The organism is Pseudomonas sp. ZT5P21 (assembly GCF_054897785.1).
Genome location: NZ_CM142705.1, coordinates 192,503 through 215,511, shown reverse-complemented (window position 1 = coordinate 215,511; position 23,009 = coordinate 192,503). Strand labels below are relative to the sequence as shown.

At 56.6% G+C, this 23,009-nt stretch carries 20 protein-coding genes and 1 pseudogene; 13 read left to right on the top strand and 8 right to left on the bottom strand.

The window, feature by feature from the left end; translation table 11 throughout:
- Positions 1-8 precede the first annotated feature (8 nt).
- A complete protein-coding gene (gene trkA, locus ACYZT9_RS00995; RefSeq protein ID WP_462008152.1) occupies positions 9-1,382 on the top strand; it encodes a Trk system potassium transporter TrkA in 1,374 nt (457 codons plus the stop codon).
- Between the two features lie 179 nt (positions 1,383-1,561).
- Positions 1,562-1,876, top strand: a complete 315-nt coding sequence (locus ACYZT9_RS00990; protein WP_462008151.1) for a tetratricopeptide repeat protein — start codon at positions 1,562-1,564, stop codon at positions 1,874-1,876.
- Here the strand turns inward: ACYZT9_RS00990 and ACYZT9_RS00985 are convergent, their stop codons facing one another.
- The 3 genes from ACYZT9_RS00985 to tag all read right to left on the bottom strand — a co-directional run bounded on the left by ACYZT9_RS00985 (position 1,877) and on the right by tag (position 3,762).
- Positions 1,877-2,116: a PilZ domain-containing protein gene (locus tag ACYZT9_RS00985; protein ID WP_462008150.1), complete on the bottom strand. Its 240-nt coding sequence runs from the start codon at positions 2,114-2,116 to the stop codon at positions 1,877-1,879.
- 160 nt (positions 2,117-2,276) lie between these two features.
- The gene (locus ACYZT9_RS00980; RefSeq protein WP_462008149.1) at positions 2,277-3,164 is read right to left on the bottom strand and encodes a lysophospholipid acyltransferase; all 888 of its coding nucleotides are present in this window, start codon (positions 3,162-3,164) and stop codon (positions 2,277-2,279) included.
- A 40-nt stretch (positions 3,165-3,204) separates the two neighbouring features.
- The gene (gene tag, locus ACYZT9_RS00975) at positions 3,205-3,762 is read right to left on the bottom strand and encodes a DNA-3-methyladenine glycosylase I (RefSeq protein ID WP_462008148.1); all 558 of its coding nucleotides are present in this window, start codon (positions 3,760-3,762) and stop codon (positions 3,205-3,207) included.
- Positions 3,763-3,843: 81 nt separating this feature from the next.
- Between tag and glyQ the strand changes: the two genes are divergently transcribed.
- The 4 genes from glyQ to ACYZT9_RS00955 all read left to right on the top strand — a co-directional run bounded on the left by glyQ (position 3,844) and on the right by ACYZT9_RS00955 (position 8,250).
- Positions 3,844-4,797 carry a glycine--tRNA ligase subunit alpha gene (glyQ, locus tag ACYZT9_RS00970; protein WP_003213601.1) on the top strand — a complete coding sequence of 318 codons (954 nt, stop codon included), beginning with the start codon at positions 3,844-3,846 and terminating at the stop codon, positions 4,795-4,797.
- On the top strand, positions 4,794-6,848 hold the full coding sequence (gene glyS, locus ACYZT9_RS00965; protein WP_462008147.1) for a glycine--tRNA ligase subunit beta: 2,055 nt from the start codon (positions 4,794-4,796) through the stop codon (positions 6,846-6,848). Before glyQ ends, glyS begins: the two co-directional genes overlap by 4 nt.
- A gap of 6 nt (positions 6,849-6,854) precedes the next feature.
- The gene (gmhB, locus tag ACYZT9_RS00960; RefSeq protein ID WP_462008146.1) at positions 6,855-7,388 is read left to right on the top strand and encodes a D-glycero-beta-D-manno-heptose 1,7-bisphosphate 7-phosphatase; all 534 of its coding nucleotides are present in this window, start codon (positions 6,855-6,857) and stop codon (positions 7,386-7,388) included.
- A gap of 82 nt (positions 7,389-7,470) precedes the next feature.
- On the top strand, positions 7,471-8,250 hold the full coding sequence (locus ACYZT9_RS00955; RefSeq protein ID WP_462008145.1) for a lysophospholipid acyltransferase family protein: 780 nt from the start codon (positions 7,471-7,473) through the stop codon (positions 8,248-8,250).
- Between the two features lie 184 nt (positions 8,251-8,434).
- Here ACYZT9_RS00955 and ACYZT9_RS00950 read toward each other — a convergent pair.
- The 5 genes and pseudogenes from ACYZT9_RS00950 to dnaA all read right to left on the bottom strand — a co-directional run bounded on the left by ACYZT9_RS00950 (position 8,435) and on the right by dnaA (position 15,411).
- A pseudogene (locus tag ACYZT9_RS00950) lies at positions 8,435-8,958 on the bottom strand (Hcp family type VI secretion system effector).
- 242 nt (positions 8,959-9,200) lie between these two features.
- Positions 9,201-11,618, bottom strand: coding sequence for a DNA topoisomerase (ATP-hydrolyzing) subunit B (gene gyrB / locus ACYZT9_RS00945; protein WP_462008144.1), 2,418 nt, complete (start codon positions 11,616-11,618; stop codon positions 9,201-9,203).
- A 5-nt stretch (positions 11,619-11,623) separates the two neighbouring features.
- The gene (gene recF / locus ACYZT9_RS00940) at positions 11,624-12,727 is read right to left on the bottom strand and encodes a DNA replication/repair protein RecF (protein WP_007969883.1); all 1,104 of its coding nucleotides are present in this window, start codon (positions 12,725-12,727) and stop codon (positions 11,624-11,626) included.
- Positions 12,728-12,747: 20 nt separating this feature from the next.
- Positions 12,748-13,851 (bottom strand): DNA polymerase III subunit beta, encoded by a 1,104-nt coding sequence (gene dnaN / locus ACYZT9_RS00935; RefSeq protein ID WP_461952552.1) that lies wholly within the window; start codon positions 13,849-13,851, stop codon positions 12,748-12,750.
- 39 nt (positions 13,852-13,890) lie between these two features.
- Positions 13,891-15,411: a chromosomal replication initiator protein DnaA gene (gene dnaA, locus ACYZT9_RS00930; protein WP_462008143.1), complete on the bottom strand. Its 1,521-nt coding sequence runs from the start codon at positions 15,409-15,411 to the stop codon at positions 13,891-13,893.
- 566 nt (positions 15,412-15,977) lie between these two features.
- On the opposite strand from dnaA, the gene rpmH reads away from it, so the two are divergent.
- The 7 genes from rpmH to rsmG all read left to right on the top strand — a co-directional run bounded on the left by rpmH (position 15,978) and on the right by rsmG (position 22,994).
- On the top strand, positions 15,978-16,112 hold the full coding sequence (gene rpmH, locus ACYZT9_RS00925; RefSeq protein ID WP_003213577.1) for a 50S ribosomal protein L34: 135 nt from the start codon (positions 15,978-15,980) through the stop codon (positions 16,110-16,112).
- A 16-nt stretch (positions 16,113-16,128) separates the two neighbouring features.
- Positions 16,129-16,530: a ribonuclease P protein component gene (gene rnpA, locus ACYZT9_RS00920; protein ID WP_462010297.1), complete on the top strand. Its 402-nt coding sequence runs from the start codon at positions 16,129-16,131 to the stop codon at positions 16,528-16,530.
- A complete protein-coding gene (yidD, locus tag ACYZT9_RS00915) occupies positions 16,523-16,768 on the top strand; it encodes a membrane protein insertion efficiency factor YidD (RefSeq protein ID WP_010207715.1) in 246 nt (81 codons plus the stop codon). Before rnpA ends, yidD begins: the two co-directional genes overlap by 8 nt.
- Positions 16,769-16,770: 2 nt before the next feature.
- Complete coding sequence (gene yidC / locus ACYZT9_RS00910) at positions 16,771-18,459, top strand: membrane protein insertase YidC (protein ID WP_462008142.1); 1,689 nt, start codon at positions 16,771-16,773, stop codon at positions 18,457-18,459.
- Positions 18,460-18,538: 79 nt separating this feature from the next.
- The gene (gene mnmE, locus ACYZT9_RS00905) at positions 18,539-19,909 is read left to right on the top strand and encodes a tRNA uridine-5-carboxymethylaminomethyl(34) synthesis GTPase MnmE (protein WP_462008141.1); all 1,371 of its coding nucleotides are present in this window, start codon (positions 18,539-18,541) and stop codon (positions 19,907-19,909) included.
- 551 nt (positions 19,910-20,460) lie between these two features.
- Positions 20,461-22,353, top strand: a complete 1,893-nt coding sequence (gene mnmG, locus ACYZT9_RS00900; protein WP_462008140.1) for a tRNA uridine-5-carboxymethylaminomethyl(34) synthesis enzyme MnmG — start codon at positions 20,461-20,463, stop codon at positions 22,351-22,353.
- Positions 22,350-22,994, top strand: coding sequence for a 16S rRNA (guanine(527)-N(7))-methyltransferase RsmG (gene rsmG, locus ACYZT9_RS00895; RefSeq protein ID WP_462008139.1), 645 nt, complete (start codon positions 22,350-22,352; stop codon positions 22,992-22,994). Before mnmG ends, rsmG begins: the two co-directional genes overlap by 4 nt.
- Positions 22,995-23,009 lie beyond the last annotated feature (15 nt).

Genomic DNA, 23,009 nt, shown 5'->3' with positions numbered 1-23,009 from the left:
GTGACTGGATGAAAATCATCATCCTCGGCGCAGGGCAGGTCGGCGGTTCGCTGGCGGAACACTTGGCCAGCGAGGCCAACGACATCACCGTGGTCGACACCGACAGCGAACGTCTACGCGACCTCGGCGATCGGCTGGACATCCGCACCGTACAGGGCCGCGGCTCGCTGCCGACCGTATTGCGCCAGGCCGGCGCGGACGACGCCGACATGCTGGTAGCGGTAACCAACAGTGACGAAACCAACATGGTGGCCTGCCAGGTTGCCCACACCCTGTTCCACACCCCGACGAAAATTGCCCGAGTCCGCGAAGCGGCGTACCTGACGCGCTCCGAGCTGTTCGATAACGAAGCGATTCCGGTGGACGTGCTGATCAGCCCGGAACAAGTGGTCACCAACTACATCAAGCGCCTGATCCAGCATCCCGGCGCGTTGCAGGTGATCGATTTCGCCGAAGGCAAAGCGCAATTGGTCGCGGTGAAGGCTTATTACGGTGGACCGCTGGTGGGTCAGCAACTGCGTCAGTTGCGTGAACACATGCCGAATGTCGAAACCCGCGTTGCAGCGATTTTCCGACGTGACCGGCCGATCCTGCCTCAGGGCGACACGGTGATCGAGGCCGACGACGAAGTGTTTTTCATCGCCGCCAAGGCGAATATTCGCGCAGTAATGAGCGAAATGCGCCGCCTGGACGAGAGCTACAAGCGCATCGTTATCGCCGGTGGCGGGCAAATTGGTGAGCGATTGGCCGAGGCCATCGAAAGCCGCTATCAGGTGAAGATCATCGAGATGAACCCGGCCCGCTGCCGCCATCTCTCGGACACCCTCGACAGCACTGTAGTCCTGCAGGGCAGCGCCTCCGACCGCGACTTGCTGATGGAAGAGAACATCGCCGACGCCGATATTTTCCTGGCCCTGACCAACGACGACGAAGCCAACATCATGTCATCGCTGCTGGCCAAGCGCCTGGGCGCGAAGAAGGTGATGACCATCATCAACAACCCGGCATATGTTGACCTGATCCAGGGCGGCGACATCGACATCGCCATCAGCCCGCAACTGGCGACCATCGGCACCTTGCTGGCCCACGTGAGGCGCGGCGATATCGTCAGTGTGCACTCGTTGCGTCGCGGCGCCGCGGAGGCCATCGAGGCCATTGCCCATGGCGATGCGAAATCGAGCAAGGTAATTGGCAAGTCCATCGAGAATATCGGTTTGCCGCCGGGCACCACGATTGGGGCGATCATTCGTGATGAAGAAGTGATCATTGCGCATGACGATACGGTGATCGCGGCGGGTGACCATGTGATTCTGTTCCTTGTGGATAAAAAGCATATCCGGGATGTGGAAAAGCTGTTCCATGTCGGGTTGAGCTTTTTCTGATTCAGAATTTGTGGTGGCTGATTTGGCCTCATCGCGAGCAAGCTCGCTCCCACAGTGGATTTCTGTCGTACACAAAATCTATGTCCTCTGAACAACCAATGTGGGGGCGAGCTTGCTCGCGATAGCTTTCTTTAAGACACACATTTCTAACTGACGAGCCTCTAGTAGGAATTCACCCGATGATCGAATCCCTGGAAAAAATGCTCGCCAAGGGTGTGGATAACTCATTGCTACGCTTCGGCCTGGGCAAGGGTTACCTGGATCTTGGGGAAAACACCAAGGCCGCCGAACATTTCCAGCGTTGCGTCGAATTCGATCCGAAGTATTCAGCGGCGTGGAAACTGCTGGGCAAGGCGTATCTGGCGCTGGCGGATTATCCGGCCGCGCATCAGGCGTGGGAGCAGGGGCTGGACGCCGCTCGCGCTCACGGCGACAAGCAGGCTGAGAAGGAAATGACGGTATTTCTGAAGAAGCTTGAGCGTCATGCGCACTGATCAGAGATAGCGCAGGCCAATGCCGTCGGCGTCTACCAGCACCACTTCCATGCGAACCCGGGGCGCACCTGTGGGTAAGTCCTGCACCTGACCGTAAACCACCGCGCCTTTGGGCAGCGCCGACAAGTCCGGGTGCTTGACGTAGACGCCCGTGGTCGAGAGATTGCAGGTCTGGCCGAGGCACTCGCCGAAGCTTTCATGACTGATCTTGATGCGAAACGATTTGCGGTGTTCGGACATAAGCTGCGCCCTTTTCTGAACCGGTGTGGATAACTGTAGGAGCGAGCTTGCTCGCGATGGTCTTTAACGAAAAGGCGTGTTTACTGGCTAAACGCGGCGCTCTTGAGTCCATCGTGAGCAAGCTCCCTCCTGCAGTTATCCACAGATCATGCCAATCAACTCAATACCAGCGTTCTTCGCCCGGCGGCCTCTTCTTGAAACGCTTCATGCTCCACATGTACTGGCTCGGATAAGCCTGCACGTAGCGCTCGACCACTTTGCTCATGGCCGCGCACGACGTCTCGGTATCGGTGCTGTACATGGCCTCTGGCGCAGCTTCGAGGATCACTTTATAGCCCGAACCGTCAGGCAGACGCAGGGCGTGCAGGAACACGCCAACCGCTTTGCCGCCTGCCAACATGTTCGGTACGAACTTGCTGGTCAGCGCCTGGGTGGCGAAGAACGGCACGAAGATCCCGGCGGATTCGGCCGGTTCCGGGTCAGCGGGAATACCCACTGCACCACCTTTGCGCACTTCCTTGATGACACTGAGGATGCCTTCCTTGGTGGAAGCGGCGACCTTGTTTCCCAATTGCACCCGCTGCTTGCGCAGCAATTCATCAACAGCCTTAAGCTTTGGCGGACGATAGAAAATGATCGGTTTGCACTGGCTGCAGTAGAAGTGATTCAACACTTCCCAGTTCCCCAAGTGGCTGGTGATGCCGACGACGCCTTTACCGGAGGCGAGGGCGTCCTTCAAGACATCGAGCCCTTCGACTTCGCGTACCAGATCAATGGAACGCTGTGCCGGCCAGATCCACGCACAGGCACTTTCGGTCAGCGATTTGCCGATGTCGCTCAGGCTCTGGCCGACCAGACGTTCACGCTCAGCCGTATCCATCTCCGGGAAGCACTTGGCCAGGTTGATCCGCACCACGTCGCGGGAACGATTGGGGGTTTTCCACATGAACCAGCCGATGGCCGAGCCCACTGCCTGCACGGCCCGCCAAGGCAGCAGGGCAAACAACCGCAGAGCGCCTACCAGCAAGGCGCCTTTCAACTTATCCACAGGTCACTCCTGATCTTGTGTTGTGCGCGAGGCGGCTATTCTAACCGCCGTTCGCCAACGTCGCGTAGCGATCGCAATCCCGGGTGTGGTCCATGACCATCCCCGAGGCCTGCATCAACGCGTAGCAAATGGTCGGACCGACGAAGGTGAAGCCGGCCTTTTTCAGGCCTTTGCTCATCTCGACAGCGACCGGCGTGACCGCCGGCACTTCTGTTCGATCCTTTAAATGATTGATCACGGGCTGGCCACCCACAAAGGACCAGAGGAACTCTACCGGATCTTCCAGCGCCAGCCAGGCCTGGGCATTGCGCCTGGCCGCGTTGAGTTTGAGTCGATTGCGAATAATGCCGGGATCGAGCATCAATTCATCGATTTCGGCGTCGCTCATCTGCGCCACGCGCTGTACGTCGAAGCCGAACAGCACCTCGCGATATCGCTCACGTTTACGCAACACGGTGATCCAGGAGAGGCCGGCCTGGAACCCTTCAAGCAAAAGCAACTCGAACAATCCCTGCGCATCGCGTAGCGGCGTCCCCCACTCCTGGTCGTGATATGCCATGTACAACGGATCTTCGGAACACCAAAAGCAGCGCGGCATAAGGCTCCAGGGGGCGTGCGCAGCAACGAATCGGGTATACTCCCGCTCTTTAAATCGCAGCCCAAGAAACAGGTGAATTTCGTGAGCCAGCCTACGCCAGCCGTGCGTACCTTCCAAGACTTGATCCTCGCCCTCCAGCAATACTGGGCCGAGCAAGGTTGCGTGGTACTTCAGCCCTACGATATGGAAGTAGGCGCCGGGACTTTCCACACTGCCACGTTTCTGCGCGCCATCGGCCCGGAAACCTGGAACGCCGCTTATGTGCAGCCCAGTCGCCGCCCGACTGACGGCCGCTACGGCGAAAACCCGAACCGCCTGCAGCACTACTACCAGTTCCAGGTAGTCCTGAAGCCGAACCCGGACAATTTCCAGGAACTGTACCTGGGCTCCCTCAAGCATGTCGGCCTGGACCCGCTGGTCCACGATATCCGCTTCGTTGAAGACAACTGGGAATCGCCAACACTGGGCGCCTGGGGTCTGGGCTGGGAAGTCTGGTTGAACGGGATGGAAGTGACGCAGTTCACTTACTTCCAGCAAGCGGGCGGCATCGAGTGCTACCCGGTGACCGGCGAGATCACTTACGGCCTCGAGCGTCTGGCCATGTACCTGCAAGGCGTGGATTCGGTCTATGACCTGGTCTGGGCTGACGGTCCGTTCGGTAAAGTGACCTACGGCGACGTGTTCCACCAGAACGAAGTGGAGCAGTCGACCTACAACTTCGAACATGCCAACGTCGAGAAACTGTTCGAACTGTTCGACTTCTACGAAAGCGAGGCAAAGCGCCTGATCGAACTCGACCAGCCGCTGCCGTTGCCGAGCTACGAAATGGTGTTGAAGGCTTCCCACACCTTCAACCTGCTGGATGCGCGCCGGGCAATCTCGGTGACTGCGCGTCAGCAATACATTCTGCGTGTACGCACCCTGGCGCGTTCCGTTGCGCAAGCCTACCTGCTGGCTCGCGCCAAGCTGGGCTTCCCGATGGCAACCCCGGACCTGCGTGATGAAGTACTGGCCAAGCTGGAGGCTGCACAATGAGTGCGCAAGATTTTCTGGTTGAACTGGGCACCGAAGAACTGCCACCCAAAGCCCTGAACACCCTGGCCGACGCGTTTCTGGCCGGTATCGACAAGGGCCTGCAAGCTGCCGGGCTGAACTACGAGACCAAAACCGTCTACGCCGCGCCACGCCGTCTGGCGGTGCTGATCACCGCGCTGTCGACTCAGCAGCCGGATCGCAGCATCAACCTCGATGGCCCGCCACGTCAGGCCGCGTTCGATGCCGAAGGCAACCCGACTCAAGCGGCCTTGGGTTTTGCCAAGAAATGCGGCGTTGACCTGAGCGAAATCGATCAGAGCGGCCCGAAACTGCGTTACAGCCAAAACATCGCCGGCAAGCCGACTGCGAGCCTGCTGCCAACCATCGTCGAAGATTCCCTGAACGACCTGCCGATCCCGAAGCGCATGCGCTGGGGTGCTCGCAAAGAAGAATTCGTTCGCCCGACCCAATGGCTGGTGATGTTGCTGGGTGACCAGGTCATCGATTGCACGATCCTTGCTCAGAAATCCGGTCGTGATTCCCGTGGTCACCGCTTCCATCACCCGGAAAGCGTGCGCATTACTTCGCCAGCCAACTACCTGACCGACCTGCGCGCCGCTTACGTCCTCGCCGACGCCAACGAGCGTCGCGAACTGATCAGCAAGCGCACCGAAGAACTGGCGACGATGCAGGAAGGCACGGCGATCGTTCCGCCCTCGCTGCTCGACGAAGTGACCGCGCTGGTTGAATGGCCAGTTCCGCTGGTGTGCTCGTTCGAAGAGCGTTTCCTCGACGTACCGCAAGAAGCGCTGATCACCACCATGCAGGACAACCAGAAGTATTTCTGCCTGCTGGATGCCGAAGGCAAGTTGCTGCCACGCTTCATTACCGTAGCCAACATCGAAAGCAAAGACCCGCAGCAGATCATCGCCGGCAACGAGAAAGTAGTTCGCCCACGCCTGACCGACGCCGAGTTCTTCTTCAAGCAAGACAAGAAGCAGAAACTCGAAGACTTCAACCTGCGTCTGCAAAACGTGGTGTTCCAGGAAAAACTCGGCAGCGTCTACGACAAGGCCGAGCGCGTTTCCAGACTCGCAGCATTCATCGCACAGCGCATTGGCGGCAACGCCGCTTGGGCTTCCCGTGCAGGCCTGCTGTCCAAGTGTGACCTGGCGACCGAGATGGTCGGTGAATTCCCGGAGATGCAAGGTGTCGCCGGCTACTACTACGCGCTCAACGACGGCGAGCCGCAAGAAGTCGCGCTGGCGCTGAACGAGCAATACATGCCGCGAGGCGCTGGCGCTGAGCTGCCGACCACCCTGACCGGTGCGGCCGTTGCCATCGCCGACAAACTCGACACGCTGGTCGGCATTTTCGGTATCGGCATGCTGCCGACCGGTAGTAAAGACCCGTACGCCTTGCGCCGTGCGGCGCTGGGTGTGTTGCGCATCCTGATCGACAAGAAGCTCGACCTCGACCTGAACGACGCCGTGGCGTTCGCCGTCAATGCATTCGGTACCAAGGTAAAATCTGCCGGCCTTAACGAGTCGGTGCTGGAGTTCATCTTTGACCGTCTGCGTGCCCGTTACGAAGACGAGGGCGTCGATGTCGGGACTTACCTGTCGGTGCGCGCACTGAAACCAGGTTCGGCACTGGACTTCGATCAGCGTGTTCAAGCAGTAGAAGCGTTCCGCAAATTGCCGGAAGCCGCTGCCCTCGCTGCGGTGAACAAGCGCGTTTCGAACTTGCTGAGCAAAGTGGAAGGCTCTGTTCCGTCGGTCGTCGAAGCCAAGTACTTTGACAACGCCAATGAGTTCTCCCTGTACTCGGCGATTCAGCAAGCTGATCAGGCTGTTCAGCCAATGGCTGCGGCCCGTCAGTACAGCGAATCGTTGGCGCGTCTGGCGGCCTTGCGCGAGCCGGTGGATGCTTTCTTCGAAGCCGTGATGGTCAACGCGGATGACGCCAAGGTACGCGCCAACCGTTATGCGCTGTTGTCGCGTCTGCGTGGGCTGTTCCTCGGCGTCGCCGACATTTCGCTGCTGGGGTAAGACTGTTTGAAACTGCTGATTCTCGATCGGGACGGGGTGATCAACTACGACTCCGACGCTTACATCAAATCGGTGGATGAGTGGATTCCGCTCCCCGGTTCGATCGAAGCCATCGCGCAGTTGAGCAAGGCCGGCTGGACGGTAGCGGTCGCTACCAACCAGTCGGGCATCGCTCGTGGCTATTACGACGTTGTCACCCTGGACGCCATGCACGAGCGCTTGCGCTCGTTGGTGGCGGAGCAGGGCGGTCAGGTCGGGCTGATCGTCTATTGCCCACACGGGCCGGACGAAGGCTGCGATTGCCGCAAGCCAAAACCCGGGATGTTGAAAACCATCGCCGCGCATTACAACGTGTCGCTGACTGATCTATGGTTCGTTGGCGACAGTCTCGGTGACCTGGAAGCCGCCAAAGCCGTCGATTCTCAGCCAGTTTTAGTAAAGACCGGGAAAGGTGAAAAGACTTTGGGTAAAACCCTACCGGCAGGCACCTTGATTTTTGACGATCTGGCGGCGATTGCCGCAGAACTTATCCACAATTAGAGTGCTTTCGGATTTCCTGACCAAGGATTGATCGGGAGTGCGCTTTATATAGACGGGCAGAGCCCGCACGGTAAACGTCGCCATGTCGATACTGCAGGCCATCAGAACCTTCCTCTTTTACCTGCTGCTGGGCACCAGCTCCTTGCTCTGGTGCAGCCTGAGCTTTTTTATCGCGCCTTTTCTGCCGTTCAAGGCGCGCTATCGTTTTATCAATGTGTACTGGTGCCGCTGCGCCTTGTGGCTGAGCAAAGTCTTTCTGGGCATCAGCTATGAAGTGAAGGGCGCCAAGAACGTGCCTGCCCAGCCCTGCGTGATTCAGTCGAACCATCAGAGCACCTGGGAGACGTTCTTCCTCTCGGCTTACTTCGAGCCGTTGAGCCAGGTACTGAAGCGCTCATTGCTGTATGTGCCGTTCTTTGGCTGGGCCATGGCCATGTTGCGACCGATCGCCATCGATCGTGATAACCCGAAGGCCGCGCTCAAGCATGTGGCGAAGAAGGGTGATGAGCTTCTGAAAGATGGTGTTTGGGTACTGATCTTTCCTGAAGGGACGCGGGTTCCTTACGGCACCGTCGGAAAATTCTCTCGAGGTGGAACGGCGTTGGCCGTCAATGCCGAACTACCGGTGCTGCCGATTGCGCACAATGCCGGAAAATTCTGGCCTAAAACCGGTTGGGCGAAGAAGCAAGGCGTCATCACCGTGATCATCGGCGAGCCGATGTACGCCGAAGGTAGCGGGCCTCGCGCTATTGCTAACCTCAATGACCGGGTTCAGGCCTGGAATGAACAGATGCAGCGGGAAATGGGCTCGCTTCCACCCGCTCCGCAAGCGCCGGCTGCCAGTGATCAGATGGCTGTCTGAGATTCTGTGGATAACCTGTGTACCGTTTTGCTGAAAAGCGGCGCAGTTTGCTTGTAGGCTTATGATTTATATACATATTTCCTAAAAATATAAAACACCAAAAAAGGTGCATAAGTTTTTTTCGGACGTAAAAAAACCGGCTGATATAGCCGGTTTTTTTATGCCTGCGATTCAGGAGGCACGCTTAGCTTTGATTTGGAGCACGCCAGTCATCAGATCCCGAAGTGCCACAAATTTCGTGAGTCCATGTAATTTTTCGGTACGTGAAGTACACGTCTTCGAGATGTGTAAAGTGCGCCATGTGGGATCTTGGCAACTCGGCATTCTCGACTGTATGTCAACAATTACAGCGTCGTTTAACTCGATACTGAAATAATGTTCCTGTCCGCCGACACCGCTGGACTTAGGTCGATACCAGGCAATATGTCAGTTATCTAAAACTTCTCCAGTGGCGAGCGCATTGAAAATTAGAGGTGATGACTTATCAAATACCTTAGAAATCATCAGTGGCTTATGCACTCGCGGACCCGTTGGCTGGCCCGATTGAGGATCCCTGGGAATAATTATCTGATGGCTGAATCCCTGGACCAGGATTTGGTTTTCGTGCCCCTCTTGGTATATGTTTCCAACCGAATCCGAAGTAATTGTGCCGGCAGTAATCATCCCTTGGCGGTTACCGTTTGTAACTAAATACGCGGGTGTTGGCAAACTGCATTCCTTGTTCGATACCCCAATGACAGCTCCCGTGCAGGTAATACACCTGCCAGGGAGGCGGTAGGATAAAGAGCACCGGATATACCGTATGTAGGCTGTTTCTGCGAAGCGTAAAGCCCAAATCCCGTTTTTGGCAAAGTTCGGGAAATACATTGTCGAAGATCGAATACGAGAATTTTTTGCAAACAAAAAGGCCAGCGCAATGCGCTGGCCTTTGTGTTTGGCATTCCCTTGAATCAGAAATCCAGGTTGGAAACCGCCAAAGCATTGCTTTCGATGAAGTCACGACGAGGTTCGACCGCATCACCCATCAGGGTGTTGAAGATCTGGTCCGCGCCAATGGCGTCTTCGATGGTTACTTTGAGCATCCGGCGCTGGCTTGGGTCCATGGTGGTTTCCCACAGCTGATCCGGGTTCATCTCGCCCAGACCTTTGTATCGCTGGATGGTGTGACGCTTGGTGCTCTCGGCCATCAGCCATTCAAGGGCTTCCTTGAACTCGGTGACCGGCTTCTTGCGCTCGCCACGCTGGATGTACGCGCCGTCGTCCAGCAAGCTGCTCAGCTGAGCGCCCAGAGAGACAACGGTTTTGTAATCGTTGCTGCCAAAGAAGTCGCGGTTGAACGTGACGTAGTTCGACAAGCCATGGGAGATCAGTTCGACCTCTGGCAGCCAGACGTTACGTTCACGGTCTTCGCGCAGGCTCGCCTTGTAGACCAGACCAGACTTCTCGACGGTACGAAGGCGAACTTCATACTGGGCCAGCCAATCCTGCATCGCTGCGTGATCGGACAGTTGCTCCATGCTCACGGCCGGCAGGTAGATGAAATGCTCAGTAAGCTCCTGTGGATACAGGCGCGACAGGCGCTTGAGGGTCTTCATTACCAGACGGAAGTCGTTCACCAGACGCTCAAGGGCTTCGCCGGAGATACCCGGAGCTTCCTCGTTCAGGTGCAGGCTCGCATCTTCCAGGGCCGACTGCGTCATGTACTCTTCCATGGCGTCGTCGTCTTTGATGTATTGCTCTTGCTTGCCTTTCTTGACCTTGTACAGCGGTGGCTGAGCGATGTAGATGTAGCCACGCTCGATCAGCTCCGGCAACTGACGGAAGAAGAAGGTCAGCAGCAGGGTACGGATGTGCGAACCGTCGACGTCAGCATCGGTCATGATGATGATGTTGTGGTAACGCAGCTTGTCGATGTTGTATTCGTCGCGGCCGATGCCGCAGCCCAGCGCGGTGATCAAGGTGCCCACTTCCTGCGAAGAAATCATCTTGTCGAAGCGCGCCTTCTCGACGTTCAGGATTTTGCCTTTCAGCGGCAGGATGGCCTGGGTACGGCGGTTGCGTCCCTGCTTGGCGGAGCCGCCAGCAGAGTCACCTTCCACGAGGTACAGTTCGGAGAGGGCAGGGTCTTTTTCCTGGCAGTCAGCCAGTTTGCCCGGCAGACCGGCGATGTCCAGCGCACCTTTACGGCGGGTCATCTCACGGGCTTTACGTGCCGCTTCACGCGCACGTGCCGCATCGATCATCTTGCCGACAACCAGTTTGGCTTCGTTCGGGTTTTCCAGCAGGAAGTCGGAAAAGTACTTGCCCATTTCCTGTTCGACAGCGGTCTTCACTTCGGAAGACACAAGCTTGTCCTTGGTCTGGGAGCTGAACTTCGGATCCGGCACCTTCACCGAGATGATCGCGGTCAAGCCTTCACGGGCGTCATCACCGGTGGTGGCGACCTTGTGCTTCTTGGCCAGGCCTTCAGCTTCGATGTAGGTGTTCAGGTTACGCGTTAGAGCGGAACGGAAACCTACCAGGTGAGTACCACCGTCGCGCTGCGGAATGTTGTTGGTGAAGCACAACAGGTTCTCGTTGAAGCTGTCGTTCCACTGCAGGGCGATTTCAACGCCGATGCCATCTTCACGCTGGATGTTGAAGTGGAACACCTGGTTGACCGGGGTCTTGTTGGTGTTCAGGTATTCAACGAACGCTCGCAGGCCACCTTCATACTTGAACAGTTCTTCCTTGCCGCTACGCTCATCCTTGAGGACGATGCCAACACCGGAGTTGAGGAAGGACAGTTCACGGATCCGCTTGGCCAGGATGTCCCAGCTGAAATGGATATTCTTGAAGGTTTCAGCCGATGGCTTGAAGTGAATCTGGGTGCCAGTAGTCTCGCTCTCACCAACGATCTTCATTGGCTCTTGCGGAACACCGTGTACGTAAGTCTGTTCCCAGATCTTGCCGCTACGGCGCACGGTCAGGATCAGCTCTTTGGACAGTGCGTTCACCACCGACACACCTACACCGTGCAGACCGCCGGAGACTTTGTAGGAGTTGTCGTCGAACTTACCGCCGGCGTGCAGTACGGTCATGATGACCTCGGCTGCCGAGACGCCTTCTTCTTTGTGCACGTCTACCGGAATGCCACGGCCGTTATCGCGAACGGTGATGGATTCATCCGGGTGGATGATGATGCTGATGTCGTCGCAATGGCCTGCCAAAGCTTCGTCGATCGAGTTATCGACCACCTCGAACACCATGTGGTGCAGACCGCTGCCATCGTCGGTGTCACCAATGTACATACCGGGACGTTTGCGTACGGCATCCAGGCCTTTCAGCACTTTAATGCTCGTTGAGTCGTACGTATTTTCTTCGCTCAATGCCTTCACTCCCGATGGTCGTGGGTCTGGGTGATACGGCCCTGTTCCACGTGGAACAGGGCGACTGGCGTTTCCGTCTGCCAGCCTTCCCTCAATAATTCGTGATCTACACAGGTGATAAACACCTGGCAGCGTAAGTCTTCCAGCAAGCGGCATAGCGCGCGACGGTGGTGCTCGTCCAGTTCGGACGGCAAGTCATCCACCAGATAAATACACTGGCCGCGTCGGGCCTGGCTGACCAAGTGCCCTTGAGCAATCCGCAATGCACAGACCACCAACTTTTGCTGTCCGCGGGACAAGATGTCCGCGGCGTTATGTGCGCCCAATCTGAGACGCAAATCAGCGCGTTGTGGTCCGGCCTGGGTATGACCCATTTGCTGATCCCGCTGAAGGGACCCGGCGAGTACAGCACTTAACTCACGGTCCTTGTCCCAACCTCGGTAATAGCTGAGCGTCAAACCTTCAAGCTCAACCAGTTCGCTCAAGGTCTGTTCAAAGACTGGTTTCAAGGCTTTGATGTAAGCACGGCGGTATTCATCAATTTCAGCGCTGGCCTGGCACAGTTCTCTGTCCCAAACCGCTTGCGAAACGGCGTCAAGTGTACCATGCCGCAGCCAAGAGTTTCTCTGGCGCAGGGCCTTCTGCAAGCGTTGCCAGGTGGACATGAATCGGGGTTCCACGTGGAACACGCCCCAGTCGAGAAACTGTCGACGAATCTTCGGTGCACCTTCCAGTAAGCGGAAACTGTCAGGGTTGATCAGCTGCAGCGGGAGGATCTCTGCCAACTGCGCCGCGCTACGGGCATTCTGTCCGTCGATGCGGATCTGGAACTCACCCTGGCGGTCTCGTGATATCCCTAATGCGCTATGCCCGCCCTCCGCCAATTCGACCTGGCCAAATACCGTGCACGCCAACTGCTCGTATTGAATGACCGGCAGTAGGCGGGTGCTACGAAACGACCGGGCAAGCCCCAGCAGGTGAATGGCTTCCAGAACACTGGTTTTGCCGCTGCCGTTGGCGCCGTAAAGAATGTTGATTCGGGGAGAGGGGGAGAAGGTCACCGGGTGCAAATTGCGCACCGCGGTGACCGAGACGCGACTTAAGGACATCTAGCTTCTGCTGAGCATGATTACAGACGCATCGGCATGACGACGTAGGCCGAGTCGTCGTTGTCCGACTCTTGCACCAGCGCACTGCTGTTGGAGTCGGACAGGATCAGGCGGACCTGCTCAGTGGTCATGACGCCCAGCACGTCGAGCAGGTAGCTGACGTTAAAACCGATTTCGAGATTGCCGCCGTTATATTCGACGCCGACTTCTTCTTCCGCCTCTTCCTGCTCCGGGTTGTTGGCCTGAATTTTCAGCTGACCGTTGGCCAGTTGCAGGCGAATGCCGCGGTACTTCTCGTTGGATAGAATCGCGGTACGGCTGAATGCTTCACGCAACGCCTGACGGTCGCCGAGTACCAGCTTGTCACCGCCCTTGGGCAGCACGCGCTCGTAGTCAGGGAATTTACCGTCGACCAGTTTTGAGGTGAAGGTGAACTCGCCAGTGGTGGCGCGGATGTGATGTTGACCCAGGACGATGCTGACGATGCCGTCCGGCTCGGTCAGCAGGCGCGCCAACTCGAGGATACCCTTGCGCGGCACGATGACCTGGTGGCGATCTGGCTGACCGATGTCAGCTTGCATCGAGCACATGGCCAGACGGTGACCGTCAGTGGCCACGGCACGGATGATACCGGCCGAGACTTCCAGCAGCATACCGTTGAGGTAATAACGCACGTCCTGCTGAGCCATGGCGAAACTGGTGCGTTCGATCAAACGACGCAGTTTGCTTTGCTCAAGGCTGCACGTCAGCGAACCTGGGCCTTCTTCAACAGTCGGGAAATCGTTGGCTGGCAGGGTCGACAGAGTGAAGCGGCTACGACCAGCCTTCACCACCAGCTTCTGCTCGTCGACCTTGATGTCGATCAGCGCGTCGTTCGGCAGGCTCTTGCAGATATCCATCAGCTTGCGTGCAGGTACAGTGATGGAACCCGGATCCGCAGGCTCTTCGAGCTCGACACGGCCGACCAGCTCGACTTCCAGGTCGGTGCCGGTCAGCGACAGTTGCTGGCCTTCGACAACCAGCAGCACGTTGGAGAGCACCGGCAAGGTCTGTCGGCGCTCGACGACGCCTGCGACCAGTTGCAGGGGTTTCAACAGGGCTTCGCGTTGAATGGTGAAATGCATGGTCTAGTCCCTTGCCTTAATAAGCTGCGCTGGTGTTCATCAAGTGGTCAGTGTACGCAGCAGGTTCTTGTAGTCCTCGCGGATGTCCGCGTCGGATTCCTTAAGTTCGTTGATCTTGCGGCAGGCGTGCAAAACAGTCGTATGGTCGCGGCCGCCAAACACGTCGCCGATTTCCGGCAGGCTGTGGTTAGTCAACTCTTTGGATAACGCCATGGCAACCTGACGCGGACGAGCGACCGAGCGTGAACGACGCTTGGACAGCAGGTCGGAAATCTTGATCTTGTAGTACTCGGCGACGGTGCGCTGAATGTTATCCACAGAGACCAGCTTGTCCTGGAGTGCCAACAGGTCCTTCAAGGATTCGCGGATCAGCTCGATAGTGATATCGCGGCCCATGAAGTGCGAGTGGGCGATCACGCGCTTGAGCGCGCCTTCCAGCTCACGGACGTTGGAGCGAATACGCTGTGCAATGAAAAACGCCGCATCGTGTGGCAGATCGACCTTGGCCTGGTCGGCCTTTTTCATCAGGATCGCTACACGGGTTTCCAGCTCCGGCGGCTCGACGGCAACCGTCAGGCCCCAGCCAAAGCGCGATTTAAGGCGTTCTTCAAGGCCTTCGATTTCTTTCGGGTAGCGATCACTGGTGAGAATGACCTGCTGACCACCTTCGAGCAGGGCGTTGAAGGTGTGGAAAAACTCTTCCTGAGAGCGTTCCTTGCGGGCGAAGAACTGAATGTCATCGATCAGCAACGCATCCACCGAACGGTAGAAGCGCTTGAACTCGTTGATTGCGTTCAGTTGCAGTGCCTTGACCATGTCCGCCACAAAACGCTCGGAATGCAGGTAAACAACTTTGGCATTCGGGTTCTTCTTTAAGAGGTGGTTACCCACAGCGTGCATCAAGTGAGTTTTACCCAAACCAACGCCCCCATAAAGGAAGAGCGGGTTGTAACCATGCTTGGGATTGTCCGCCACCTGCCAGGCCGCTGCGCGGGCCAGTTGGTTGGATTTACCTTCGACAAAGTTCTCGAAGGTGAAAGTGCGATTCAGGTAGCTGGTGTGCTTGAGCGCGCCTTCGACCTGCACCGTGCGCTGCTCGGAACGCACCGGGGCCTGTTGAGAGCTCGCCCCCGCCATCGGATCGAAACTGTCGCGCGACGGCTCCTCACTGACTTCGGCAACTTTCTGTGTCGAACGCTTGGTCGGCGTAGCCGCGGCGGTGGAGGCCGGAGCGCTGACAGGCGCTTGAGCGGCCTGTTCCCGGGACGCGGCAGCAGCCAGCGGCGCATTCGGAGCAGCACGCGGCGCCGAACTGCGTTTGCTGCCTATTAATAAGGAGAGCGCAGGCGCCATACCGTTGCCATGCTCATCCAGCAGTTCAAGGACGCGGCCCAAGTACTTTTCATTGACCCAGTCGAGAACAAAACGATTCGGTGCGTAGACACGCAATTCGTCGCCTTCGGCTTCGACCTGTAGTGGACGGATCCAAGTGTTGAATTGTTGGGCAGGCAGCTCATCGCGCAAAAGCTCCACGCACTGCTGCCAAAGTTCCACTGACACGGATATCCCCTAAGTCGAAAGCCGGTGAGGCAAAAACAAGCGGTCATTGTAGCGACCAGACGCCGACTTATCCACACGTAGGTGGGTCCCTGACTAAGAAGAATCAACGATTTATACGAAAAAAAGACGACCAATGGTCTGTGCATAAGCTCTGTGGATAACCGCCCCTGAGGTCGTTGTACAAGTGGGGGCAAAACTCGGTGGATAACCTGCTTGTGGATAACTCCCCCTTTCACACACAGCTTATCCGATAGCGCAGCACAGGCTGACCACCGTTTTCCACCGTAGTTGTCATTCTCTGTACAGCTTGTCCTTAAAGGGTTAGAGCCAGTTATCCACAGCAGATCGCTGCCCTTGCTTTTATAAGCTTTACAGAAAAGCTTTAAATACTTTCCTTCTTTATTTTTATATTTGGCAGGAGGTGACGACGGGCAAAACCGCTGGAGATCTATTTATAAGGAAACGTTGGTTGGAAATTGACCTAGAGGCTTGCTTTCTCTAGAATCCCCGGTCTCTTAAAACGGGGGCCATTCCGGCCCGTTGTGGACGAACCAGGTAACACGACAATGAAACGTACTTTCCAACCAAGCACTATCAAACGCGCTCGTACCCACGGTTTCCGTGCTCGCATGGCTACCAAGAACGGTCGTGCCGTCCTGTCGCGTCGTCGCGCCAAAGGTCGTGCGCGTCTGGCAGTTTGATAATCCGGCACTGGAGGTGAGTCAGGACTTCAGTCGGGAAAAGCGTCTGCTTACTCCCCGGCATTTCAAGGCAGTCTTTGACTCCCCTACCGGCAAGGTTCCGGGGAAAAATCTCCTGCTCCTTGCGCGCAACAACGATCTTGATCACCCCCGTCTCGGGCTGGTTATCGGGAAAAAGAGCGTAAAGCTCTCCGTCGAGCGCAATCGCCTCAAACGTCTGATGCGCGAATCGTTCCGTCTGAACCAGGATTCACTGGTCGGTTGGGACATCGTTATCGTCGCGCGCAAAGGTTTGGGGGACGTAGAAAACCCCGAATTGATTCAGCATTTCGGCAAACTCTGGAAACGTCTGGCACGCAGCACGCCGGTACCAGTAGTCAAAACCGAAACTGTAGGGGTAGACAGTCCCGATGCGTAAACTGGCGCTCGTTCCGATCCAGTTTTACCGCTATGCCATCAGTCCGCTGATGGCCAGTCACTGTCGTTTCTACCCCAGTTGTTCCTGCTACGCGTTAGAAGCCATAGAAAATCATGGCCTTCTGCGCGGTGGCTGGCTGACCTTTCGTCGTTTAGGTCGCTGTCATCCGTGGAATCCCGGTGGTTATGACCCGGTTCCACCTATCCCTACCTCCCGTTCTTCTTCGATGGCCGAGTAATCATGGATATCAAACGCACGATCCTGATCGTCGCCCTGGCAATCGTGTCCTACGTTATGGTTCTTAAATGGAACCAGGACTATGGCCAGGCTGCCCTGCCGACTCAGAATGTTGCTTCCAGTACGACCGCACCGGGCCTACCGGATACGGCGACTGGCAAAAATGCTTCTGTCAGTGACGACATTCCACGCGCCGCAAGCGATACCAGTGCAACCGCTCCTGCTGAAACGCCGGTGGCTGCAAACAAAGACCTCATCCAGATCAAGACGGATGTGCTCAATCTGGCTATCGATCCCCAAGGTGGTGATGTTGCCCAGCTGACGCTGCCGCTGTATCCACGTCGCCAGGACCATCCGGAAATTCCCTTCCAGCTGTTCGATAACGGCAACGAGCGGACGTATCTGGCTCAAAGCGGTTTGATCGGCACAAACGGTCCGGACGCAAGTCCTGCCGGTCGTCCGGTTTACGCCTCGGAGAAGAAGACTTATCAACTGGCTGACGGTCAGGACCAAATGGTCGTTGACCTGAAGTTCAGCAAGGACGGCGTCAACTACATCAAGCGTTTCACTGTGAAACGTGGCCTGTATGACGTAACCGTTTCCTATCTGATCGACAACCAGAGCGCTCAGCCCTGGTCCGGTGCAATGTTCGCGCAATTGAAGCGTGACGCCAGCTCCGATCCTTCTTCCAGCACGGCCACCGGCACCGCGACTTACCTGGGCGCCGCCCTGTGGACAAGTAACGAGCCGTACAAGAAAGTGTCGATGAGCGACATGGACAAGGCTCAGCTCAAGGAAACCGTCACCGGTGGTTGGGTTGCCTGGTTGCAGCATTACTTCGTGACCGCATGGATTCCGGTCAAGGGCGAAAACAATATCGTCCAGACCCGAAAAGACAGCAAAGGCAACTACATTATCGGCTACACCGCACCGGCAATGACTGTTGCACCAGGTGCGAAAGCCGAGACCAGCGCTGTTCTGTACGCCGGTCCAAAAAGCCAGGCTGTGCTGAAAGAGTTGTCCCCAGGTCTGGAACTGACTGTCGACTACGGCATTCTGTGGTTCATTGCCCAGCCAATCTTCTGGTTGCTGCAACACATCCACGCGCTGGTCGGTAACTGGGGCTGGTCGATTATCTTCCTGACCATGCTGATCAAAGGGATCTTCTTCCCGTTGTCGGCAGCCAGCTACAAATCCATGGCCCGTATGCGCGCAGTGGCACCAAAACTGGCTGCGCTAAAAGAGCAACATGGTGATGACCGGCAGAAAATGTCGCAAGCCATGATGGAGCTGTACAAGAAAGAGAAGATCAATCCGCTGGGTGGTTGCTTGCCAATCCTCGTGCAGATGCCGGTTTTCCTCTCGTTGTACTGGGTTCTGCTGGAAAGCGTTGAAATGCGCCAAGCGCCGTTCATGCTGTGGATTACTGACCTGTCGATCAAGGATCCGTTCTTCATTCTGCCGATCATCATGGGTGCAACCATGTTCATCCAGCAGCAGTTGAACCCGACGCCTCCGGATCCGATGCAGGCTAAGGTCATGAAAATGATGCCAATCATCTTCACGTTCTTCTTCCTGTGGTTCCCGGCTGGTCTGGTGCTGTATTGGGTAGTGAACAACGTTTTGTCGATCGCCCAACAGTGGTACATCACGCGTAAGATCGAAGCGGCTACCAAAAAAGCCGAGGCGTAACTCACTCTGTGGGTAACCACTCAAAACGCCCCCTAGTGGGGCGTTTTGCTATCTGTCACTTTTGTCTGGAAACCGGTTTATGAGCGTTTCTCGTGAAACCATCGCCGCCGTCGCCACCGCTCAAGGTCGCGGCGGTGTAGGCATCGTCCGTATTTCCGGGCCGTTGGCGAGCATTGCGGCCAAGGCCTTCAGCGGTCGTGAACTCAAGCCGCGATTCGCCCACTACGGCCCGTTTTTCGATGAAAACGCAGAGGTGCTGGACCAAGGCATCGCCTTGTATTTCCCGGGACCGAACTCTTTCACCGGCGAAGATGTGCTGGAACTCCAGGGCCACGGCGGCCCGATAGTTCTCGATATGCTGCTCAAACGTTGTCTGGAACTGGGTTGCCGTCTGGCCCGTCCGGGTGAATTCAGCGAACGTGCATTCCTCAACGACAAACTCGACCTGGCCCAGGCCGAAGCCATCGCCGATTTGATCGAGGCAAGTTCTGCACAAGCGGCGCGAAATGCACTGCGTTCCTTGCAAGGCGCTTTTTCGGAACGTGTGCATAACCTCACTGAGCAATTGATTGGCCTGCGGATCTATGTCGAAGCGGCGATCGACTTCCCGGAAGAAGAGATCGACTTCCTTGCCGATGGCCACGTGCTGAGCATGCTCGACAAAGTGCGTGACGAGTTATCCACTGTGTTGCGCGAAGCCGGGCAAGGTGCCCTGTTGCGTGACGGCATGACGGTGGTCATCGCCGGCCGGCCTAATGCCGGTAAATCCAGCTTGCTGAACGCCCTGGCTGGACGAGAAGCTGCAATCGTGACCGAGATTGCCGGCACAACCCGGGACATTCTTCGCGAACACATCCACATCGATGGCATGCCGCTTCACGTTGTGGATACCGCTGGTCTGCGAGATACCGATGACCATGTGGAAAAAATAGGTGTGGAACGGGCGTTGAAAGCCATCGGCGAGGCAGATCGCGTGCTGCTGGTCGTCGATGCCACCGCTCCTGAAGCGCTTGATCCGTTCGCGTTATGGCCGGAGTTTCTTGAAACCCGCCCGGATCCGGCCAATGTCACGTTGATCCGTAACAAGGCTGACCTCACCGGAGAGACCATCGCCCTGGAAGTCAGTGAGGATGGCCACGTCACCATCAGCCTCAGCGCCAAGTCTGCAGGCGAGGGACTGGAATTGCTGCGTGACCACCTCAAGGCGTGCATGGGCTACGAGCAGACCTCAGAAAGCAGCTTCAGTGCACGCAGGCGTCACCTTGAAGCATTGCGTCATGCCAGCGCTTCCCTCGAGCACGGCCGTGCTCAACTGACCCTGGCAGGTGCCGGTGAATTGCTGGCAGAGGATTTGCGCCAGGCTCAACACGCTTTGGGTGAAATCACGGGTGCTTTCAGCTCCGATGATCTGCTGGGACGAATCTTTTCCAGCTTCTGCATCGGTAAATAGTCTTTCCGTTGTCCACAGACAGGCCATTCGCGCCTGTCTGTTCCCTCCATTCTCTTAAAACTTCCTTCAGTGCCGAGCATATTCTTTCTGCTTGAGCGGACTTTCCGTGTGCGGAATTTGTTCGTTCATCACTTTTCTGTGGATTAAGCCCTGTGAGTAACTGCCACTAAGGGCAGTTGATAACAGGGCCTCAAAACTGAAGATAACCGCCCCTGTGGATAACCACCCCTTTCATCCACAGGCTTAAACCGGTTATCCAAAGGTCTCCCTGGCACATGACCACAGGCTTTTGAATCTCTGTACATATTGAATATAAAGGCCTATAGAGATCTATCCACAGAAAACAGTCTCAGTAGAAATAAACATAAAAACAAAAATTTAATAAATTTCTCTCTTTTTAATTTCTATAACCCCGATTTCTCCACAGCTGGTTAAATTTTGTGCAAAGGGTTCTTTAGGAAGGGCGAAGTCCCTATACTTGCCGCCCAGGTCCAGAAACCTGAGCTCAAACTATTCCTGATTACCTAACTGAAGCAGGCACGAGGTGCGTGGTGGATTTCCCTTCCCGTTTTGAAGTGATCGTCATCGGCGGCGGTCATGCCGGTACCGAGGCAGCACTGGCCTCAGCACGTATGGGGGCGAAAACCCTGTTGCTGACGCATAACGTGGAAACCCTCGGTGCCATGAGTTGCAACCCTGCCATTGGCGGGATCGGCAAAAGCCATCTGGTGAAAGAAATTGATGCCCTCGGCGGCGCGATGGCCATGGCGACCGATAAAGGTGGAATCCAGTTCCGCGTATTGAACAGCCGCAAAGGCCCGGCCGTGCGTGCAACTCGCGCTCAGGCAGACCGAATTCTGTACAAGGCCGCTGTCCGCGAAGCATTGGAAAACCAGCCGAACCTGTGGATATTTCAACAAGCTGCTGATGACCTGATCGTCGAGCAGGAACAAGTACGTGGTGTCGTCACCCAAATGGGCCTGCGGTTCTTCGCGGATTCGGTGGTATTGACCACGGGCACTTTCCTCGGTGGACTTATCCACATCGGAATGCAGAACTATTCCGGTGGTCGCGCCGGAGATCCGCCATCGATTGCCTTGGCTCACCGTCTGCGTGAATTGCCATTGCGTGTTGGCCGCTTGAAAACCGGTACGCCGCCGCGCATCGACGGTCGATCCGTGGATTTCTCGGTCATGACCGAGCAAGCCGGCGATACGCCGATACCGGTAATGTCGTTCATGGGTTCCAAAGAGCAGCATCCGAAACAGGTCAGCTGCTGGATTACCCACACTAACGCTCGTACCCACGAAATCATTGCCTCGAACCTTGATCGTTCGCCGATGTATTCCGGTGTGATCGAAGGCATTGGCCCGCGTTATTGCCCATCGATCGAAGACAAGATCCACCGCTTTGCCGACAAGGAAAGCCACCAGGTCTTCATCGAGCCAGAAGGTTTGACCACTCACGAGTTGTACCCGAACGGGATATCCACATCCTTGCCGTTCGATGTGCAATTGCAGATCGTGCAATCGATCCGCGGCATGGAAAACGCTCACATTGTTCGTCCGGGCTACGCCATCGAGTACGACTACTTCGACCCGCGTGACCTGAAGTACAGCCTGGAAACCAAAGTCATCGGCGGTCTGTTCTTCGCCGGACAAATCAACGGCACCACCGGCTATGAAGAAGCCGGCGCCCAAGGTTTGCTGGCCGGAGCCAACGCCGCATTGCGTGCTCAGGGCAAAGATGCCTGGTGCCCGCGTCGTGACGAGGCGTATATCGGAGTGTTGGTCGACGACCTGATTACGTTGGGTACTCAGGAACCGTATCGGATGTTCACATCCCGTGCCGAGTACCGCCTGATACTGCGCGAAGACAACGCCGATCTGCGTTTGACCGAAAAAGGTCGAGAGCTGGGTCTGGTGGATGACGTGCGATGGGCGGCTTTCTGCAAGAAACGCGAAAGCATCGATCTGGAAGAACAACGGCTGAAAAGTACCTGGGTTCGCCCGGGCACCGAACAGGGCGATGCCATTGCCGAAAAATTCGGCACGCCGCTGACTCACGAATACAACTTGCTCAACCTCTTGAGCCGTCCAGAAATCGACTACGCTGGTCTGATCGCTGTGACCGGTGGGGGCGCAGAAGATCCACAGGTCGCCGAGCAGGTTGAAATCAAGACCAAATACGCCGGTTACATCGATCGTCAGCAGGATGAAATCGCCCGTCTGCGGGCCAGTGAAGACACAAAACTGCCTGTGGATATCGATTACACGAACATTTCCGGTCTCTCCAAAGAGATCCAGAGCAAGCTCGGTGCGACCCGGCCGGAAACCTTGGGCCAGGCGTCGCGTATACCGGGTGTCACGCCAGCAGCCATTTCGCTGTTGATGATTCATTTGAAAAAACGCGGCGCGGGCCGTCAGTTGGAGCAAAGCGCTTGAGTTCGTTGGTCACCTCGCAACACGCCGAAGAGTTATCCACAGGTGCTCGCCAGCTCGGTGTCACACTGACAGAAACCCAGCACGCGCAGTTGCTGGGTTACCTGGCCCTGTTGATCAAATGGAACAAGGCCTACAACCTCACCGCTGTGCGCGATCCCGACGAAATGGTCTCGCGTCACTTGCTCGATAGTTTGAGCGTGATGTCGTTCATCGAAAACGGTCGCTGGCTCGACGTTGGCAGCGGCGGTGGGATGCCGGGTATTCCGTTGGCAATCCTGTTTCCAGACTCGCAAGTGACCTGCCTGGACAGCAACGGCAAGAAAACCCGCTTCCTGACCCAGGTCAAACTCGAACTCAAACTGGATAACCTGCAAGTTATCCACAGTCGCGTCGAAGCCTTTCAGCCTGCCCAGCCGTTCAACGGGATCATTTCCCGAGCGTTCAGCAGCATGGAAAACTTCAGCAACTGGACGCGCCACCTCGGCGACGCCGATACACGATGGTTGGCAATGAAGGGCGTTCATCCCGCCGATGAGCTGGTAGCATTGCCGGCAGACTTCCACCTCGATAGCGAACACGCCCTGGCCGTTCCTGGTTGCCAAGGCCAACGCCATCTGCTGATACTGCGCCGCACGGCATGATTGGGAACACAAGCA

What these genes read in the sequence shown, in the direction of transcription:
- yidC (WP_462008142.1), top strand. Translation starts at nt 16,771, where the DNA reads ATGGATATCAAACGCACGATCCTGATCGTCGCCCTGGCAATCGTGTCC.
- ACYZT9_RS00990 (WP_462008151.1), top strand. Translation starts at nt 1,562, where the DNA reads ATGATCGAATCCCTGGAAAAAATGCTCGCCAAGGGTGTGGATAACTCA.
- glyS (WP_462008147.1), top strand. Translation starts at nt 4,794, where the DNA reads ATGAGTGCGCAAGATTTTCTGGTTGAACTGGGCACCGAAGAACTGCCA.
- mnmE (WP_462008141.1), top strand. Translation starts at nt 18,539, where the DNA reads ATGAGCGTTTCTCGTGAAACCATCGCCGCCGTCGCCACCGCTCAAGGT.
- recF (WP_007969883.1), bottom strand. Translation starts at nt 12,727, where the DNA reads ATGTCCTTAAGTCGCGTCTCGGTCACCGCGGTGCGCAATTTGCACCCG.
- yidD (WP_010207715.1), top strand. Translation starts at nt 16,523, where the DNA reads ATGCGTAAACTGGCGCTCGTTCCGATCCAGTTTTACCGCTATGCCATC.
- ACYZT9_RS00955 (WP_462008145.1), top strand. Translation starts at nt 7,471, where the DNA reads ATGTCGATACTGCAGGCCATCAGAACCTTCCTCTTTTACCTGCTGCTG.
- ACYZT9_RS00985 (WP_462008150.1), bottom strand. Translation starts at nt 2,116, where the DNA reads ATGTCCGAACACCGCAAATCGTTTCGCATCAAGATCAGTCATGAAAGC.
- rpmH (WP_003213577.1), top strand. Translation starts at nt 15,978, where the DNA reads ATGAAACGTACTTTCCAACCAAGCACTATCAAACGCGCTCGTACCCAC.
- trkA (WP_462008152.1), top strand. Translation starts at nt 9, where the DNA reads ATGAAAATCATCATCCTCGGCGCAGGGCAGGTCGGCGGTTCGCTGGCG.
- tag (WP_462008148.1), bottom strand. Translation starts at nt 3,762, where the DNA reads ATGCCGCGCTGCTTTTGGTGTTCCGAAGATCCGTTGTACATGGCATAT.
- dnaN (WP_461952552.1), bottom strand. Translation starts at nt 13,851, where the DNA reads ATGCATTTCACCATTCAACGCGAAGCCCTGTTGAAACCCCTGCAACTG.